Annotated in this window: 11 protein-coding genes and 1 rRNA gene; 5 read left to right on the forward strand and 7 right to left on the reverse strand. The window is 72.7% G+C overall.

Annotated features, from left to right (window positions below; genetic code table 11):
- Nucleotides 1-92: ribosomal RNA gene (gene rrf, locus ACFYNS_RS16765) — 5S ribosomal RNA — on the forward strand; the annotation flags it as partial.
- A 136-nt stretch (nt 93-228) separates the two neighbouring features.
- Nucleotides 229-1,887, forward strand: a complete 1,659-nt coding sequence (locus tag ACFYNS_RS16770) for a tetratricopeptide repeat protein (RefSeq protein WP_388603509.1) — start codon at nt 229-231, stop codon at nt 1,885-1,887.
- 132 nt (nt 1,888-2,019) lie between these two features.
- On the opposite strand, the gene ACFYNS_RS16775 is transcribed toward ACFYNS_RS16770, so the two are convergent.
- The 5 genes from ACFYNS_RS16775 to ACFYNS_RS16795 all read right to left on the reverse strand — a co-directional run bounded on the left by ACFYNS_RS16775 (nt 2,020) and on the right by ACFYNS_RS16795 (nt 8,765).
- The gene (locus tag ACFYNS_RS16775) at nt 2,020-3,831 is read right to left on the reverse strand and encodes an IucA/IucC family siderophore biosynthesis protein (RefSeq protein ID WP_360303107.1); all 1,812 of its coding nucleotides are present in this window, start codon (nt 3,829-3,831) and stop codon (nt 2,020-2,022) included.
- Nucleotides 3,828-4,409, reverse strand: coding sequence for a GNAT family N-acetyltransferase (locus tag ACFYNS_RS16780; RefSeq protein WP_388603512.1), 582 nt, complete (start codon nt 4,407-4,409; stop codon nt 3,828-3,830). The genes ACFYNS_RS16775 and ACFYNS_RS16780 overlap by 4 nt, the downstream gene beginning before the upstream one ends.
- A complete protein-coding gene (locus ACFYNS_RS16785; protein WP_388603514.1) occupies nt 4,406-5,797 on the reverse strand; it encodes a lysine N(6)-hydroxylase/L-ornithine N(5)-oxygenase family protein in 1,392 nt (463 codons plus the stop codon). The genes ACFYNS_RS16780 and ACFYNS_RS16785 overlap by 4 nt, the downstream gene beginning before the upstream one ends.
- Nucleotides 5,791-7,302 carry a pyridoxal phosphate-dependent decarboxylase family protein gene (locus tag ACFYNS_RS16790; protein WP_388603516.1) on the reverse strand — a complete coding sequence of 504 codons (1,512 nt, stop codon included), beginning with the start codon at nt 7,300-7,302 and terminating at the stop codon, nt 5,791-5,793. The genes ACFYNS_RS16785 and ACFYNS_RS16790 overlap by 7 nt, the downstream gene beginning before the upstream one ends.
- Nucleotides 7,303-7,493: 191 nt before the next feature.
- On the reverse strand, nt 7,494-8,765 hold the full coding sequence (locus ACFYNS_RS16795) for a DUF1015 domain-containing protein (protein ID WP_360299979.1): 1,272 nt from the start codon (nt 8,763-8,765) through the stop codon (nt 7,494-7,496).
- Between the two features lie 146 nt (nt 8,766-8,911).
- On the opposite strand from ACFYNS_RS16795, the gene ACFYNS_RS16800 reads away from it, so the two are divergent.
- Nucleotides 8,912-9,985, forward strand: coding sequence for an HAD hydrolase-like protein (locus tag ACFYNS_RS16800; RefSeq protein ID WP_360299976.1), 1,074 nt, complete (start codon nt 8,912-8,914; stop codon nt 9,983-9,985).
- An 82-nt stretch (nt 9,986-10,067) separates the two neighbouring features.
- Here ACFYNS_RS16800 and ACFYNS_RS16805 read toward each other — a convergent pair whose 3' ends face one another.
- Nucleotides 10,068-10,964: a siderophore-interacting protein gene (locus ACFYNS_RS16805; RefSeq protein ID WP_388603519.1), complete on the reverse strand. Its 897-nt coding sequence runs from the start codon at nt 10,962-10,964 to the stop codon at nt 10,068-10,070.
- 88 nt (nt 10,965-11,052) lie between these two features.
- Nucleotides 11,053-12,081, reverse strand: a complete 1,029-nt coding sequence (locus ACFYNS_RS16810; protein ID WP_388603521.1) for an ABC transporter substrate-binding protein — start codon at nt 12,079-12,081, stop codon at nt 11,053-11,055.
- Between the two features lie 168 nt (nt 12,082-12,249).
- Between ACFYNS_RS16810 and ACFYNS_RS16815 the strand changes: the two genes are divergently transcribed.
- Together ACFYNS_RS16815 and ACFYNS_RS16820 are read left to right on the forward strand one after the other, a co-directional pair.
- A complete protein-coding gene (locus tag ACFYNS_RS16815; RefSeq protein ID WP_388603524.1) occupies nt 12,250-13,329 on the forward strand; it encodes a FecCD family ABC transporter permease in 1,080 nt (359 codons plus the stop codon).
- Complete coding sequence (locus tag ACFYNS_RS16820) at nt 13,326-14,378, forward strand: iron chelate uptake ABC transporter family permease subunit (protein WP_360299967.1); 1,053 nt, start codon at nt 13,326-13,328, stop codon at nt 14,376-14,378. The genes ACFYNS_RS16815 and ACFYNS_RS16820 overlap by 4 nt, the downstream gene beginning before the upstream one ends.
- Nucleotides 14,379-14,422: the final 44 nt, after the last annotated feature.

Below are 14,422 nucleotides of genomic sequence, written 5' to 3' on the forward strand. Positions count from 1 at the left end.
CGCCCGGTCACATTCCGAACCCGGAAGCTAAGCCTTTCAGCGCCGATGGTACTGCATGCGGGAGCGTGTGGGAGAGTAGGACGCCGCCGAACAATCTTTATGGCCCTTGGCCTCCAGCGTGCATGCGCTGGAGGCCAAGGGCTTTTTGCTGTCCTCAGCTTTCCGAAGAGCGTTGTTCCACCACCTGCGCGAGAATCGAAACGCAGGTACCGCAGACAGGAGTCATCGATGTCCCCCAGCTCCTCAGACGACCGCGACCGAGCCGACCGGCGGCCGCGGCAGTCCGGCCCGCCCGGTGGCGACGGCCGCGAGCGCACCCGCGGCCCCGGTCGCGAGGGCGGTGACCGTGCAGGTGGGGGATTCCGGCGGGGCGAGCGCGGTGCGTCGCAGGGCTACCGGCGCAACGACCGGCGTGACGACCGGCGCGACGACGAGCGCCGCAGGGACGACCGCGGACGTGGTGACGAGCGAGCCTTCGGCAGCCGTGACCGGGACGACCGTCGTCGACCGGGCGGCCAGGGCGGCTCCGGCTTCCGCCGGGACGACCGCCGGGACGGTCGGCCGGATGACCGTCGCGACAACCGTGGGCGCGACGAGCGCCCGCGCCGCGATGACCGGGGACGAGACGAGCGCCCGCGCCGCGACAACCGTGGGCGCGACGAGCGCCCGCGCCGCGATGACCGGGGACGAGACGAGCGCCCGCGCCGCGATGACCGGGGACGCGATGACCGGGGACGTGACGGCCGCGGCGAGGAGCGGCGTGGCGGATACCGGGGGGACCGGCCGCAGCGGGACGACCGCGGGCGGGCACCCTTCCGCCGTGACAGCGGTGAGAGCCGTGACGCTCGCGACGGCCGGGACCGGAGCGAGCCCCGGGATGCCAGGCGCCCGCAGGGCGGCCGTGGTCCGCGCCGGGACGACGAGCGCGGCGGCCGGCGGCCGTATGGTCAGGGCGGCGCCCGCGGGCGTGACGACCGCAGGGACGGTCGTCCGGACGACCGCAGGAACGGCCGCGACGACCGGCGCGACGACCGGCGTGGTGGCGGTGGCTTCCGCCGCGACGACAACCGCGGCGGCGGCTTCCGCCGGGGCGGGGACCGGGAGCGGCCGTACGCCGGGCGCGGGGACCGGGACCGGCGCCAGGAGCGGCCGGATCGGGAGCCGCTGCGGCGCCTGCCGATCGACGAGGACGTCACCGGGGACGAGCTGGACAAGGACGTCAGGCAGGAGCTGATGAGCCTGCCGAAGACACTGGCCGGGGACGTCGCCCGGAACCTGGTGATGGTGTCGCGGCTGCTGGACGAGGACCCCGAGCAGGCGTACGCGTACGCAAAGGTGGCGCTGCGGCTCGCGTCGCGGGTGCCTTCGGTGCGGGAGGCCGCCGGGTTCGCGGCGTACGGGGTGCAGAAGTACGCGGAGGCACTCGCCGAGTTCCGCGCTGCCCGGCGGATGACCGGGCTCCAGCACCTGTGGCCGGTGATGGCCGACTGCGAGCGTGGGCTGGGCCGTCCGGAGAAGGCGCTGGCGATGGCCGGCGAGCCGGAGGTGCAGAAGCTCGACAAGGCCGAGCAGGTCGAGATGCGGCTGGTCGCGGCCGGAGCGCGCCGGGACATGGGGCAGCCGGACGCCGCGGTGGTCACGCTGCAGAGCCCGGAGCTGGCCTCCCACTCGACGCAGCCGTGGACGGCCCGGCTCCGGTACGCCTACGCGGACGCGCTGCTGGAGGTGGGGCGGCGTGACGAGGCACGCGACTGGTTCGCCAAGGCGCTGGAGGCCGACCAGGGCGGGGTGACCGACGCGTCCGACCGGCTGGCCGAGCTGGACGGTGTCGAGTTCATCGACGCCCTCGACGAGGACGCCGACGAGGAGCCCCCCGCCGAGGACTGAGCACCGGGTGCCCGGTCGCCCGGCCGCGGCGGGCCGCGGGCGGGCGCGTCGGCGCAGACATGCGGTCGGATGGACAGAAGGGCGGACCCTCTCGAAGGGTCCGCCCTTCTGCTGTGCCCGAGGGGTGTGCTGCTACCGGTACCGGGCCAGGGGGTTGCGGAGGGTGCCCGTCAGCTGTAGGGCGCCGGCCGGGTCCTGGAGGTCGACCATCTGCTGGTTGTTGCGGAGCTGGAGGCGGTTGAGGCAGGAGAGGGCGAACTCGTCGGCGAACAGGTCGTACCGGGCGTGCCGGTCGGCCAGCTCGGGGGTCGACTTCTGGTAGTCCTTCGCCACCTCGGCCACCGTCGACCAGAACGTGTCCTCGTCCAGGACTCCCGCCGTGTCGAGGGTGGGGGCCAGGAAGCGGAAGAAGCAGTCGAAGACGTCGGTGAACAGGGAGAGGATCTTCATGTCCTCCGGGACGTCCGCGCGGATGCGTTCCACCTCGGGCGGCAGTTCGGCGTCCCGGCTCATGACCGCGATCTCCTCGGCCAGGTCCTTGAAGAGCACGCGGCGGGGCACGCCGTGCGCGTCCAGGACCAGGATCACGTTCTCGCCGTGTGGCATGAACACCAGGTCGTAGGCGTAGAAGCAGTGCAGGAGCGGGGTCAGGTAGGCGTGGAGGTAGGCGCGGAGCCACTCGGCGGGCTCCAGGCCCGACTGCCGTACGAGGGCCGCGGCGAAGGAGTCGCCGTCGCGGTCGACGTGCAGGAGCGACGCCATGGTGGCCGGCTTCTCGCCCTCGTCGAGGAACGGTGCCGGGCTCTCCCGCCAGAGGGCCGCCAGCATCTTGAGATAGGGGGAGCCCTTGGGGGCCGCGGCCTCGTAGGGGGCGGGGTGGTAGCCGACGGCGGCGCGTTCGCGCAGCAGCCCCAGGCCGGTGCCGCGCAGGATGACGTCGCCTGCCACCAGTTCGGCCAGCCAGTCGTTGATGGCGGGCGTGGCCTCCATGTAGGTGGCGGACAGGCCGCGGACGAAGCCCATGTTGAGGACCGAGAGCGCGGTCTTCACATAGTGCTTCTCGGGGTGGTCGGCGTTGAAGAAGGTGCGGATCGACTGCTGGGCCAGGTACGCGTCGTCGCCGTGGCCCAGGCAGACCAGGGAGCGCTGGGCGATCTCGGCGGCGAAGGTCACCGAGAGCTTGTTCCACCACTGCCAGGGGTGGACGGGGACGAGGTAGTAGTCGTCCAGGTCCAGGCCCTGTTCGGTCATGGTGGTGGAGAAGCGGCGCAGGGTGGCGGCGGGGAGTTCGGAGAGCAGCAGCTTGTCGTAGCTGAGGTCGGTGCCGGTGGTGAAGGTGGTGCGGGTGCGGTGCGCGGCGATCCAGACCAGCCGTACGGGCGCTCCGGCCTCGGGCGCGTAGGCACGGTACTCGGAGCTGTCGAAGCCGAGCCGGCCGTTGTTGGCGACGAAGCAGGGGTGGCCCTCGGTCATCCCGGACTCGATGGCCTGGAAGTCGGCCCCGGCCAGCTCCGCCGCGGTCCTGGGTGTGGCCGCCAGCTTGAAGGCGGTACTGGCCAGGGTGCTGCTGACCTCCTCCAGGTAGACGGGGAGGATCTCCTCGCCCAGGCCCAGGGTGGTGCGCAGTTCCGTGACGAACGCCAGGGCGTCCAGCGGGAGTTCGCTCCCCGCGCGGTGTCGGGTGACGCTGTCGGCGTCGACCTGCCAGTGGTCGAGGGCCGAGCGGCGGGCCGTGAAGCGGTACTCGGTGGCGCCGTCGTCGGAGCGGACCGCGTACCGGTGCTCCTGGCCGTCCAGCGGAGTCGGGTCCAGCAGTCGTTCGTGGCTGAACTCCGCGAGGGCTTTGCGGATCAGGAGCCGGGTCGCCCGCTCCCAGCGTTCGGGGGTGAGGTGGGTGATGGCTTCGTGCGGCTGCGTGGGCCGTGGGGTGAGAGGGAGCGTCATGCGGGGGTTTCTCCTGTGGCGGTCCGGAACTGCTCGCGGGTGCAGAAGCTGAGCAGGGCTTCCTTCTCCGGCTTGGTGAGGGTGGAGTCGACGCGGAAGCCCACGGCCTCGTTGAGGGCGTGTACGGCGGTGTTGCGGACGTCCGGTTCGACGACGACGCGCCGGGTGCCGGCGTCGGAGAAGAGCATCGCCATGACGGTGGTGAGCACCGTGCGGGTGAAGCCGTGGACGGGCTGCTCGGTGGGCGCGCACAGGAAGTGCATGCCGACGTCGCCCGGCCGGTGCGGGTAGAGCCCGGCCAGTTCCACGTACCGGGGGTCGTAGCGCTCCATGAGGAAGGCGGGCTCTCCCCGGTGGAGGCCGAGGAAGGCGTCGTGGTGCGGGGAGGCCGCGATGCTCATGAACTCGCGTTCCACGTCGGGCAGTGTGGCGTCCTGCAGCAGGTAGAACGCGGACTTGGGGTGCGTCACCCAGCGGTGCAGCAGCCCGGTGTCGGCGAGCGGGTCGACGGGGCGCAGCGAGAGGGCGCCCAGGGCTTCGTCGGTGCGGGTGAAGACGGTGGCGTCGGCGGTGGTCACAGCGCTGCCTCCGGGGCCGTGGCGGGCGCGGCAGGTGCGTCCGCCGGAGCAGTGAACTCCTGGAAGGCGATGGACTTCTCGACGGGGTAGGCCTCCCGGCCGAGCAGTTCGCGGATGATGCAGGAGTTGCGGTAGGCGGCCATGCCCAGGTCGGGTGCCACGAAGCCGTGGGTGTGCAGCTCCGCGTTCTGTACGTAGATCTCCTGCCCGGAGGTGTCGATGCTGTAGTCGCGGCGTACGGCGAAGCGGCCCTGGGCGTCCCATTCGATGCGGTCGGTGATCGGGCCGAGGAAGTCCGGCCGCTGGTAGCGGTAGCCGGTGGCCAGGATCAGTCCCTCGGTGGTGAGGCTGAAGTCACGTTTCTGCTCTTCCTGGCGCAGCCCGAGGGTGTAGGTGCCGTCCGACTCGTCGAAGGCGGCGTCGGTGAGCGCGGTGTTGGTCATCAGCCGGGTGGGGCAGGGGGCGCGGCGGTTCTTCTGGTAGAGCAGGTCGAAGATGGCGTCGATCAGCTCGGAGTTGATGCCCTTGTAGAGGTTCTTCTGGGAGGCGACCAGGCTGTCCCGGGTGTCGGCCGGGAGGGAGTGGAAGTAGTCCACGTACTCCGGGGAGGTCATCTCCAGCGTCAGCTTGGTGTATTCGAGGGGGAAGAACCGGGGGGAGCGGGTGAGCCAGGTGAGCGAGTAGCCGTGGGTGTCGATGTCCTGGAGGAGGTCGTAGTAGATCTCCGCCGCGCTCTGGCCGCTGCCGATCAGAGTGATGCTCTTCTTCCGCTGCAGCGCCTCCTTGTGCTCCAGGTAGCGGGAGTTGTGGAGCAGGTCGCCGCCCAGGTCCTGGCAGGGCCCCGGGAGGTGCGGCGGGGTGCCGGTGCCCAGGACGAGCTTCCGGGTGCGGAAGGCGCGGTGCTCTCCGTCGGGCAGGTGCTCGGCGTGGACGGTGTAGAGACCGTCGGCCTCGTCGTACTCGACCGATGTGACGCGGTGACCGAACCGCACCGTGCCGCCCAGGCGGTCGGCCGCCCAGCGGCAGTAGTCGCTGAACTCCGCACGGAGCGGATAGAAGCTCTCGCGTATGTAGAACGCGTACAGCCGACCGGACTCCTTGAGGTAGTTGAGGAAGGAGAACGGCGAGGTGGGATCGGCCAGGGTGACCAGGTCGGACAGGAACGGGGTCTGCAGGGTGCTGGCGTCCAGCATCATGCCCGGGTGCCAGTCGAACTCCGGCTTGTCGTCCAGGAAGATCCCGTCGAGCTCCGCTATCGGTGCGGTCAGACAGGCGAGGCCCAGGTTGAAGGGGCCCACGCCGATGGCGACGAAATCGTGGACGGGCGGGTCGGCGGGACTGGCGCTGGAGGGCGTCACGTGGGGGCTCCGGGTCGGATCGGTCAGCATGCCGGGGCGGTGCTGAGGGCGGGCGGGTGGACCGCGCCGTGCTCGGCGGCGTACCGGTCGGCGTGTGCGGCGATCAGGTCCAGGACCGCGGCGATGTCCGCCGTCGAGGTCTCCGGGTTGAGCAGGGTGAACTTGAGGTGGTGGTGGCCGTCGACCACGGTGCCGGCGACGATGGCCTCGCCGGAGGCGAACAGCGCGTCGCGCGCGTGCAGATTCGCCCGGTCGGTGAGCGCGGCGTCCGCGCCGCGCGGCAGGTGGCGGAAGACGAGGGTGGAGAGCCGGGGTTCGACGACGACGTCGAACCGCTCGTCGGCGTCCAGCAGGCGCCAGGCCTCGGCGGCCCGGTCCACGCACTCGTCGAACAGCTCGCCGAGCGCGTCGGCGCCCATCACCCGCAGTGTCATCCAGAGCTTGAGCGCGTCGAACCGCCGCGTGGTCTGGAGCGACTTGTCGACCTGATTGGGTATCTCCCGCTCCACGCTGCGCGCCGGGTTGAGGTAGTCGGCGTGGTAGGTGACGTGGCGCAGTGTGTTCCCGTCGCGGACCAGGACGGCGCTGGAACTCACCGGCTGGAAGAAGGACTTGTGGTAGTCGACGGTCACCGAGTCGGCACGTTCGATACCGGCCAGCAGTCCTCGGCGGCGGCGCGAGGTGAGCAGGCCGCAGCCGTAGGCGGCGTCCACGTGCAGCCAGGCGCCCGCCCGCTCGCACAGGTCGGCGACGGCGGGCAGCGGATCGATGCTGCCGAAGTCGGTGGTGCCGGCGGTGGCGACGACGGCCATCACCGTCTCGCCGGCCCGCTCGCAGCGGGCCATCTCCTCGCTCAGCGCGTCCACGCGCATCCGCCGCTGCTCGTCGCAGGGCACCGGGACGACGGCCTCGGTGCCCAGTCCCAGCAGCACCGCAGCCTTCTCGATGCTGAAGTGGCTGCACTCGGAGGTGAGGATCCGCAGCTTCGGCAGGATCTGCGGGGTGCTGAGCGCGGTCTCGGAGTTCTTGCGCACCAGGCGGCAGGCCTCTTCGCGGGCCAGCAGCAGCGCCTGCAGATTGGACTGCGAACCGCCGCTGGTGAAGATGCCGTCGGCGGACGCGCCGAAGCCCACGCGCTGCGCGGTCCAGGTCACGAGTCGCCGCTCGATCAGGGTGCCGCCCGCGCTCTGGTCCCAGGTGTCCAGGGAGGAGTTGACGGCGGAGAGCACGGCTTCTCCGAGCACGGCCGGGATGACCACGGGGCAGTTGAGGTGCGCGAGGTAGCGCGGGTGGTGGAAGTAGACGGCGTCGCGGAGGTACACGCGCTCCAGCTCGTCCAGTGCCTCGCTCGCCGTGCCCAGGGGCTTCTCCAGGTCCACGGCGGACACGGTGGGGGCGAGCTCGGCCGGGGTGACGCCGGTGAAGGGCTGCTCGGTGCCGGCGAGTCTCGCGGCGACCCGTTCGACGCCGTGTGTGAGGGAGCGCCTGTAGTGCTCCGCTGTCCCGTCGTTGAGCAGGTGTGACCTGCTGCTCATGAAGTGTCCTCCTGACACGGACGTGGCACACCGCGCGACTCGCGCGGTCAGGTAAGGCTAGCCTAACCAACCCTGTCCGTCCGCATGCAAGGGGGCCTCGGGGCGATCCGCGAGGGGCATGGGAGCGGCCCGCGGGCGGCGCGGGCCGCGGCGGGCAGTCGGCCCACGGCGCGCGGGCCGCGGGCCGTCGGTCAGCGCAGGGTGCGCAGCACCAGTCCGGTGGCGGGCTTGGGGCCGAACGAGGTCGACTTGCGGGGCATCGTCACACCGCGCTCGGCGAGCGCCCGCACCGTCGACTCCGGAACGGGCCGCAGCAGCACGGCCGTGCCGCCGTGCGCCGCCGCCTGTTCCAACGCCGCCCCGACGTCGTGCAGATAGCCGATGTCCTCCGGGCGGTCGGGCACCTGCCAGACCGCGTCCAGCAGCGTGGAGTGCAGCACCGTGGCGTCCAGCCGGCGCCACGCCGCGGGCCGGTCCGCCGGGACCGTGCGCTCCAGCAGCGCAGGGGCGGGCCGGTCGAGCAGATGGAAGACACCGTCACCCCCGGTCAGCAGGAACGCGTTCCCCGGGGTGTCCGCCAGCTCCTCCAGCGCCTCGTCCAGCGGCGCCTCCAGTGTGCGCACCCGGAAGGGTGTCTCCGCGCGGTCGAGGAGGTCGAGCGCCCGCTTCACCGGCAGCCTGGGCAGTATCCGGTGGATGGCGCGTACCTGCAGCGGATAGCGCGCGGTGTCCACCAGCAGGACCAGGCCGTGGTTCCACGGCGACTCCTCGGCCCGGTCGCCCTGTTCGGCGCGAAGCCGCAGATAGGTGGCCCAGCGGTGGTGCCCGTCGGCGATCAGCGCGCTGTGCCGGGACAGCTCGGCGTCCACCTGGGCGAGTTCGGCCGGATCCGTGACCGCCCACAGCCGGTGCGCGAAACCGTCCTCGGTGGTCGTCGCCGCCAGCGGCGCGCCGCGTATGGTCCGCTCGATGACGGCGGTCGCGCCGCTGCGGGTGCCGTCGCCGCGGTAGGAGAGCAGCAACGGCTCGGGGTTGGCGGCCATCTCGCCCATCAGCTCCGCGCGGTCGGCCACGACCTCGTCCATCACCGCCTCGTGCGGGAGCACGATCCCCTCCTCGGGGGCCGACAGCCGCAGGGCACCGATCAGGCCGCGTTGCAGCAGCTCGCCCTTGCGCTGCTCGTAGACGTACAGCGCGGGCTGCGGATCGCGCGCCAGCACCCCTTCGTCCCGCCAGCGGCGCAGGGTCGCGGCGGCCTTGCGGTGTCGCGCCGCCGGATCCTCGGCCTGGGGCAGGATGAGCCGCACGATGTTGTACGGGTCCGCGGTCTCCAGGTGCCGCAGCCCGTCCGGCCGGACCACCACGTCGTACGGGGGTGAGGTCACGGCAGCGAGGCTGCTGACCTTCTCCGGCACGTAGCGCAGCCCCCGGAACGGGGTGAGTCTCAGTCCTCGGACGGTCATCCGTGCATGGTATGCCGGTGCCCCGCGGCCGCAGGAGTGGGGCACAGGGGGCGCAGGGGTGCGGAGGGTGCGAGAGGATCGGTACCGCGCGCAGGCCGGCCCCGGCGTCCGCGTCCCCCGGGAGAGAGCACGAGGAGCGACCCCTGATGCACGACAGCCCCGCCTCCGACACGGCGGCACCGGCGCCGCGGCGCGCCCCGCAGGCCAGCGAGCGTGCGCTGCACACCGCGTACGACACGGCACTGCTGGATCTGGACGGGGTCGTCTACGCCGGGGGAGAGGCCGTGCCCCACGCCGTCGACTCCCTCGCCGCGGCCCGCGGGAGCGGGCTGCGGACGGCGTATGTGACCAACAACGCGGCCCGCACTCCGCAGGTGGTCGCCGCGCATCTGACGGAGCTGGGTGTGCCCGCGGCGGCCGACGAGGTCGTCACCTCGGCGCAGGCCGTCGCCCGGCTCGTCGCCGAGCGGATGCCGCACGGTGCGCGGGTTCTGGCCGTGGGCGCCGAGGGGCTTCGGGCCGCGCTGGCGGAGCGGGAGCTGACCGTCGTCGAGACGGCGGACGAGGAGCCCGCGGCCGTCGTGCAGGGCTATGGAGGGCCGTCGATGGAGTGGGGGCGGCTGGTGGAGGCGGCGCTCGCCGTGCAGCGCGGGGTGCCGTGGTTCGCCTCCAACACCGATCTGACCATCCCCAGCGGGCGCGGCATCGCACCGGGCAACGGCTCGGCCGTGGAGGTCGTGCGCCTCGCGACCCGGTGGATGCGCACGCCGCCCGAGCCCGAGGTGGCGGGCAAACCGCTGCCGCCGATGCACCGGGAGTCCATCCTGCGCACCGGTGCGCGGCACCCGCTGGTCGTCGGCGACCGGCTGGACACCGACATCGAAGGGGCGCACGCGGGGGGCGTGGACTCGCTGCTGGTCCTGACCGGGGTGACCGACGCGGCCCGGCTGCTCGCCGCCTCCCCGGTGCACCGCCCCACGTATGTGGCCCGCGACCTGCGGGGTCTGCTGGAGCCCCAACCGGAGGTGACGGTGGGGCCGGACGGCGCCGCCGGGTGCGGCGGCTGGAGCGCCCGGGCCGAGGACGGGCGGCTGGAGGTGGCGGGGGACGGTGATCCGGCCGACGGGCTGCGGGCCCTGTGCGGGGCCGCCTGGTCGACGGCCGGGACCGCGGAGTGCCGACTGGACGCGGAGAAGGCCCTGACCCGGCTGGGGTTCTGAGGCCGGGGCCGAGGCCGGGGACCGTGTGGCGGCCGGACACCGAACGCTCGCTCCCCGGCTCGCCGCGGCCGGCCGGGATGCCTCAGCTCGCCGCGGCCGCGAGGGCCTCGGCGACCAACTGCTCCTCCGTGGTGCCGGCGCGCCAGTAGCCGGTGAAGGCGACCGCCCGGCGGTCGAAGCCCCGCTCGTTCACCAGATGGCGCCGCAGGGCCTTGACCGTGCCGGCCTCGCCCGCGAGCCACGCGTAGGGCGTGCCCGAGGGCAGCCCGGCCGAGCGCACCGCCGACACCGCGCGCTCGGTCCGCGAACCGGCCGTCCGGCTCCCGGACTCGTCCCGCACCAGCCAGGTGATCCGCGCGTCCGAGAGGGTCGGCAGGTCCTGGATGTCCTCCCGGTGCGCGACCTCGGCGAACACCCGCACCGGCATCCCGGCGGGCAGCCACTCCAGTACGGCCCCGATGGCGGGCAGGGCCGTCTCGTCACCGCTCAGCAGTACCCAGTCGGTGCCCTCGGGCGGCCGGAAGTCGACGCCGGCGTTGTCCTCGACGACCGGACCGAGCAGCGTCACCCGGTCCCCGGGCGTGGCCCGCAGCGCCCAGCGCGAGGCGGGGCCGATCTCGCCGTGCAGCGCGAAGTCGATGTCCAGCTCGTCCGCGGCGCCGTACTGGCTGCCCTTGCGCAGTGCGCGCACGGTGTAACTGCGCATGATCCCGCGGATGTTCTCGTCCATCGCCCGCCACTCGGCGAACCACTCCGTGCCCGCCTCGACGGGGACCACCGGCGCGGTCTGACCCGGTTGCGGCAGGAAGAGCTTGACGCGCTGGTCGCGGCCCCCGGAGGCGAACCGGTCCAGTCCTTCGCCTCCGAAGGTGACCCGCAGCAGGGTCGGACCCAGTCGGCGGGTCCGGACGACGTGCAGAGCGAAGAACTCGAACGGAACGGTGGAAGGCGCGGACTGCGCCGTGCTGGAAGTGCTCATCGTGACTGCTCCTCCCGGGAGGGACGGGGTCGGGCGGTGCGGGCGGGGGCGGACGGTGCGGGCCGGGGCTGACGGGCCCCGCGGCGGGTCAGCGGACCTTCTTGGCCTTCTCGATCGCCTCCGCGAGGTTCTCCAGCAGCGGTGCGGCGCCCGCGTAGGAGAAGCGGGGCTCCGCCGCCCAGGGGGCGACCTGGTCCGCCTTGACGGCCGGCAGGTCCTTCCAGGTCGGCTTCGAGGCGAGGGCCTTGGGCTGCAGGGACTGGGTGCGGTTGTCCAGGATGATCAGGTCGGCCTCGTACTTGTCGGCGTTCTCCCAGCTCAGCTCCTCGAAGAAGCCCTGCTTGCTGAGCTTCTTCGGCTTCACGAAGTCCACCCCCAGCTCCTTGAAGTACTGCAGGTCGGTGCTGGCGTCCGGGTCCGAGACGTAGAACAGGTCGGGTGCCCCGGCGGCGGCCATCACGCGGATGCCGCTCTTCGCTGCCTTGCGCAGCCGCTCGGCGGCCTTCTCGAAGCGGGCCTTGGCGTCGGTGACGGCCTTGGCCTTCACATCCGCGCCCAGCGACTCGGCGAGCTTCGCGTACTGCTGTACGACCTCCAGCATCGGCACCCCGGCGGCCTTCATGGCCACGTGCGGAGCCAGCTTGTAGATCTTGTCCTTGCTCTCGTCCGGGACGTAGAAGAGCGCGTCCTTGAGGTACATGTTGCTGATCAGCAACTGCGGACGGAGCTTGGCGTACTTCTCCAGGTCGAACTCGCCGAAGGCGTTGCCGATGATCTCCACCTTGGAGATGTCCATGTCCCCGGCGAGCACGTCGGGGTCGCCGTTCTTCTGCTTGGTCGGACCGAAGACGCCGACGACCTGGTCGCGGACGCCGAAGTCCCACAGCGCGGCGGCCGTGGCCGTGTAGGCGACGATCCGCTGCGGCACGGCGTCCAGGGAGACCTTCTCGCCGCGGCCGTCGGTGAAGGACCAGCCCTTGCCCTTCGGGTCACTGCCCGAACCGGATCCGGAGTCGTCACTTCCGCAGGCGGTGAGCAGCGCGCCGAGGCCGACGGCGCCACCCGCGGCGAGCAGGCCGCGGCGCGAAAGCGGGGACATGGGGGAGGAGCTGGGCATTTTCTCTCCGGCCTTCTCTCGACGTGCTGCGAACGCACCGCGGGCAGGCCGCGGACGTCCATGCGGGGCGGCCATGGGGCCGAGTTCCCAGTTAGGCTAACCTAACCAAAGTTGTTGTTGTCCAGTGGCCGGGCGGCACGATTCCCCGGCCCCTACCGGAGCGCGTACGTGACTCTCCCCAAGTCCCCGCAGTCGCATAGGGGTTCGGTGGTCGAGCAGCAGCCGCCCGCGGCCCGCCCGGAACGGCCCGCCAGGGCCCGGGCGCCGCTCGCCCGGGCCGCCGGGCTGCTGGCCGCCACTCTCGTCCTGCTGCTCGTCGCCCTGCTCAGCCTCGCCCTCGGCGCCCGGCCGCTCTCCCTGGGGGAGGCGTGGTCGGGACTGCTGGACAGCGGCTCGGCGAGCTACCCCGTCGTCCACGAGATGCGGCTGCCGCGCACCTTCCTCGGTCTGCTCGCCGGTGCCGCACTCGGTCTGGCGGGCGGCGTCATGCAGGCGCTCACCCGCAACCCGCTGGCCGACCCCGGCCTGCTGGGCATCAACGCGGGTGCCGCCGCGGCCGTCGTCACCGCCATCTCCTTCTTCGGCGTCGCCGGATACACCGGGTACATCGGCTTCGCCTTCCTGGGCGCCGCGGCGGTCTCCGTACTCGTCTACGCCGTGGGCGGCGGCCGCGGCGCCACCCCCGCCCGGCTCGCCCTGGCGGGGACGGCGCTCAACGCGGCGCTGATCTCCTACGTGAGCGCCGTGCAGCTCCTGGACACCGCTTCGCTGGACCGGATGCGGTTCTGGATGGTCGGCTCGCTCGCCCGCGCCCAGGACGCCACGGTCCTCTCGGCCCTGCCCTTCATCGCGGTCGGCGCGCTGGTCGCGCTGGCGCTGGCCCGGCCGCTGAACGCGCTCGCGCTCGGCGACGACGCGGCCCGCGCCCTCGGCTCCCGGCCCGCCAGGACCCGCGCCGCCGCCATCGTGGCCATCACCCTGCTGTGCGGCGCCGCCACCGCGGCCTGCGGGCCGATCGTCTTCGTCGGACTGATGGTGCCGCACATGGTGCGCGCGCTCACCGGCCCCGACCAGCGCTGGATGCTGCCGTACTGCGCCGTCCTGGCCCCCGTGCTGCTGCTCGGCGCCGACATCCTCGGACGGATCCTGGGCCGCCCCGGCGAACTGCAGGTCGGCATCGTGACCGTGGTCCTGGGCGGACCGCTCTTCCTCTACTTCGTGCGCAAGCGGAGGGTGGCACACGCATGAGCCTCACCGGCACCCGTTCCCGCGTCGTCCGCACCGCGGGCGGCCTCTCGGTCGGCTACCGTCCGCGCGCCCTGCTGGTCGGCGCCGGCTGCCTGCTGCTCGCGCTGGTCGCCGCCGTGTTCGCGATCGGCAGCGGCGAGTACCCGATGCCGCCCGGCGACGTACTGCGCACCCTGCTCGGACAGGGCGACCCCGCCGACGCGTTCATCGTGAACGAGCTGCGGCTCCCCCGCACCGCGACCGCCCTGCTCGTCGGCGCGAGCCTGGGGCTGAGCGGCGCCGTCTTCCAGGCCGTCGTCCGCAACCCGCTCGGCAGCCCGGACATCCTCGGCTTCACCAACGGAGCGGCGGCCGGGGCGCTGCTGGTCATCTTCGCCGTGGGCGGCAGCAGCGCCCTGCTCGCGGGCGGCGCCGTGGCCGGGGCACTCGTCACCGGCACGCTGATCTACGCCCTCGCCTGGAACCGCGGCATGCACGGCTACCGGCTGGTGCTCGTCGGGGTCGGCACCACCGCCATCCTGACCGGCGTCAACAGCTACCTCATCACCCGCGCCGGCCTCACCGAGGCGTCCCGCGCCGTGCTGTGGATGACCGGCAGCCTGGACGGGCGCGGCTGGGGCGACGTCCTGCCGCTGGCCCTGGGCATGCTGGTGCTCGTCCCGCTGGTGCTGCTCGGCTGCGGACGTGCGCTGGGAATGATGGAGATGGGTGACGACGCGGCGTACGCGCTCGGTGTCCGCGTCGAACACACCCGGCTCGCGCTGCTGGTCGCCGGGATCCTGCTGGTGGCGCTCTCGGCCGCCGCGGCGGGGCCGGTCTCCTTCGTCGCGCTGTGCGCCCCGCAGCTCGCCCGGCGGCTGACGAAGGCGCCGGGCCCCAATCTGCTGCCTTCCCTGTGCATGGGCACCCTGCTGCTGATCTGCGCCGATCTGCTCGCCCAGCGGGCTTTCGGGGGGCACCAGCTCCCGGTGGGCGTGATCACCGGGGTGGTGGGCGGCGGGTACCTGGTGTGGCTGCTGGCCACCGAGCGCAGAGCGGGGCGGATATGACCGGCACCCACGGCCCCACCGGCACAGATGTACGCACCCACGAC

The sequence above is a fragment of the Streptomyces sp. NPDC006925 genome, assembly GCF_042869575.1.
Classification (GTDB): domain Bacteria; phylum Actinomycetota; class Actinomycetes; order Streptomycetales; family Streptomycetaceae; genus Streptomyces.

Coding starts and splice junctions, on each gene's coding strand:
- ACFYNS_RS16770 (WP_388603509.1), top strand. CDS start 229: ATGTCCCCCAGCTCCTCAGACGACCGCGACCGAGCCGACCGGCGGCCG.
- ACFYNS_RS16775 (WP_360303107.1), bottom strand. CDS start 3,831: ATGACGCTCCCTCTCACCCCACGGCCCACGCAGCCGCACGAAGCCATC.
- ACFYNS_RS16785 (WP_388603514.1), bottom strand. CDS start 5,797: ATGCTGACCGATCCGACCCGGAGCCCCCACGTGACGCCCTCCAGCGCC.
- ACFYNS_RS16790 (WP_388603516.1), bottom strand. CDS start 7,302: ATGAGCAGCAGGTCACACCTGCTCAACGACGGGACAGCGGAGCACTAC.
- ACFYNS_RS16795 (WP_360299979.1), bottom strand. CDS start 8,765: ATGACCGTCCGAGGACTGAGACTCACCCCGTTCCGGGGGCTGCGCTAC.
- ACFYNS_RS16800 (WP_360299976.1), top strand. CDS start 8,912: ATGCACGACAGCCCCGCCTCCGACACGGCGGCACCGGCGCCGCGGCGC.
- ACFYNS_RS16805 (WP_388603519.1), bottom strand. CDS start 10,964: ATGAGCACTTCCAGCACGGCGCAGTCCGCGCCTTCCACCGTTCCGTTC.
- ACFYNS_RS16810 (WP_388603521.1), bottom strand. CDS start 12,081: ATGCCCAGCTCCTCCCCCATGTCCCCGCTTTCGCGCCGCGGCCTGCTC.
- ACFYNS_RS16820 (WP_360299967.1), top strand. CDS start 13,326: ATGAGCCTCACCGGCACCCGTTCCCGCGTCGTCCGCACCGCGGGCGGC.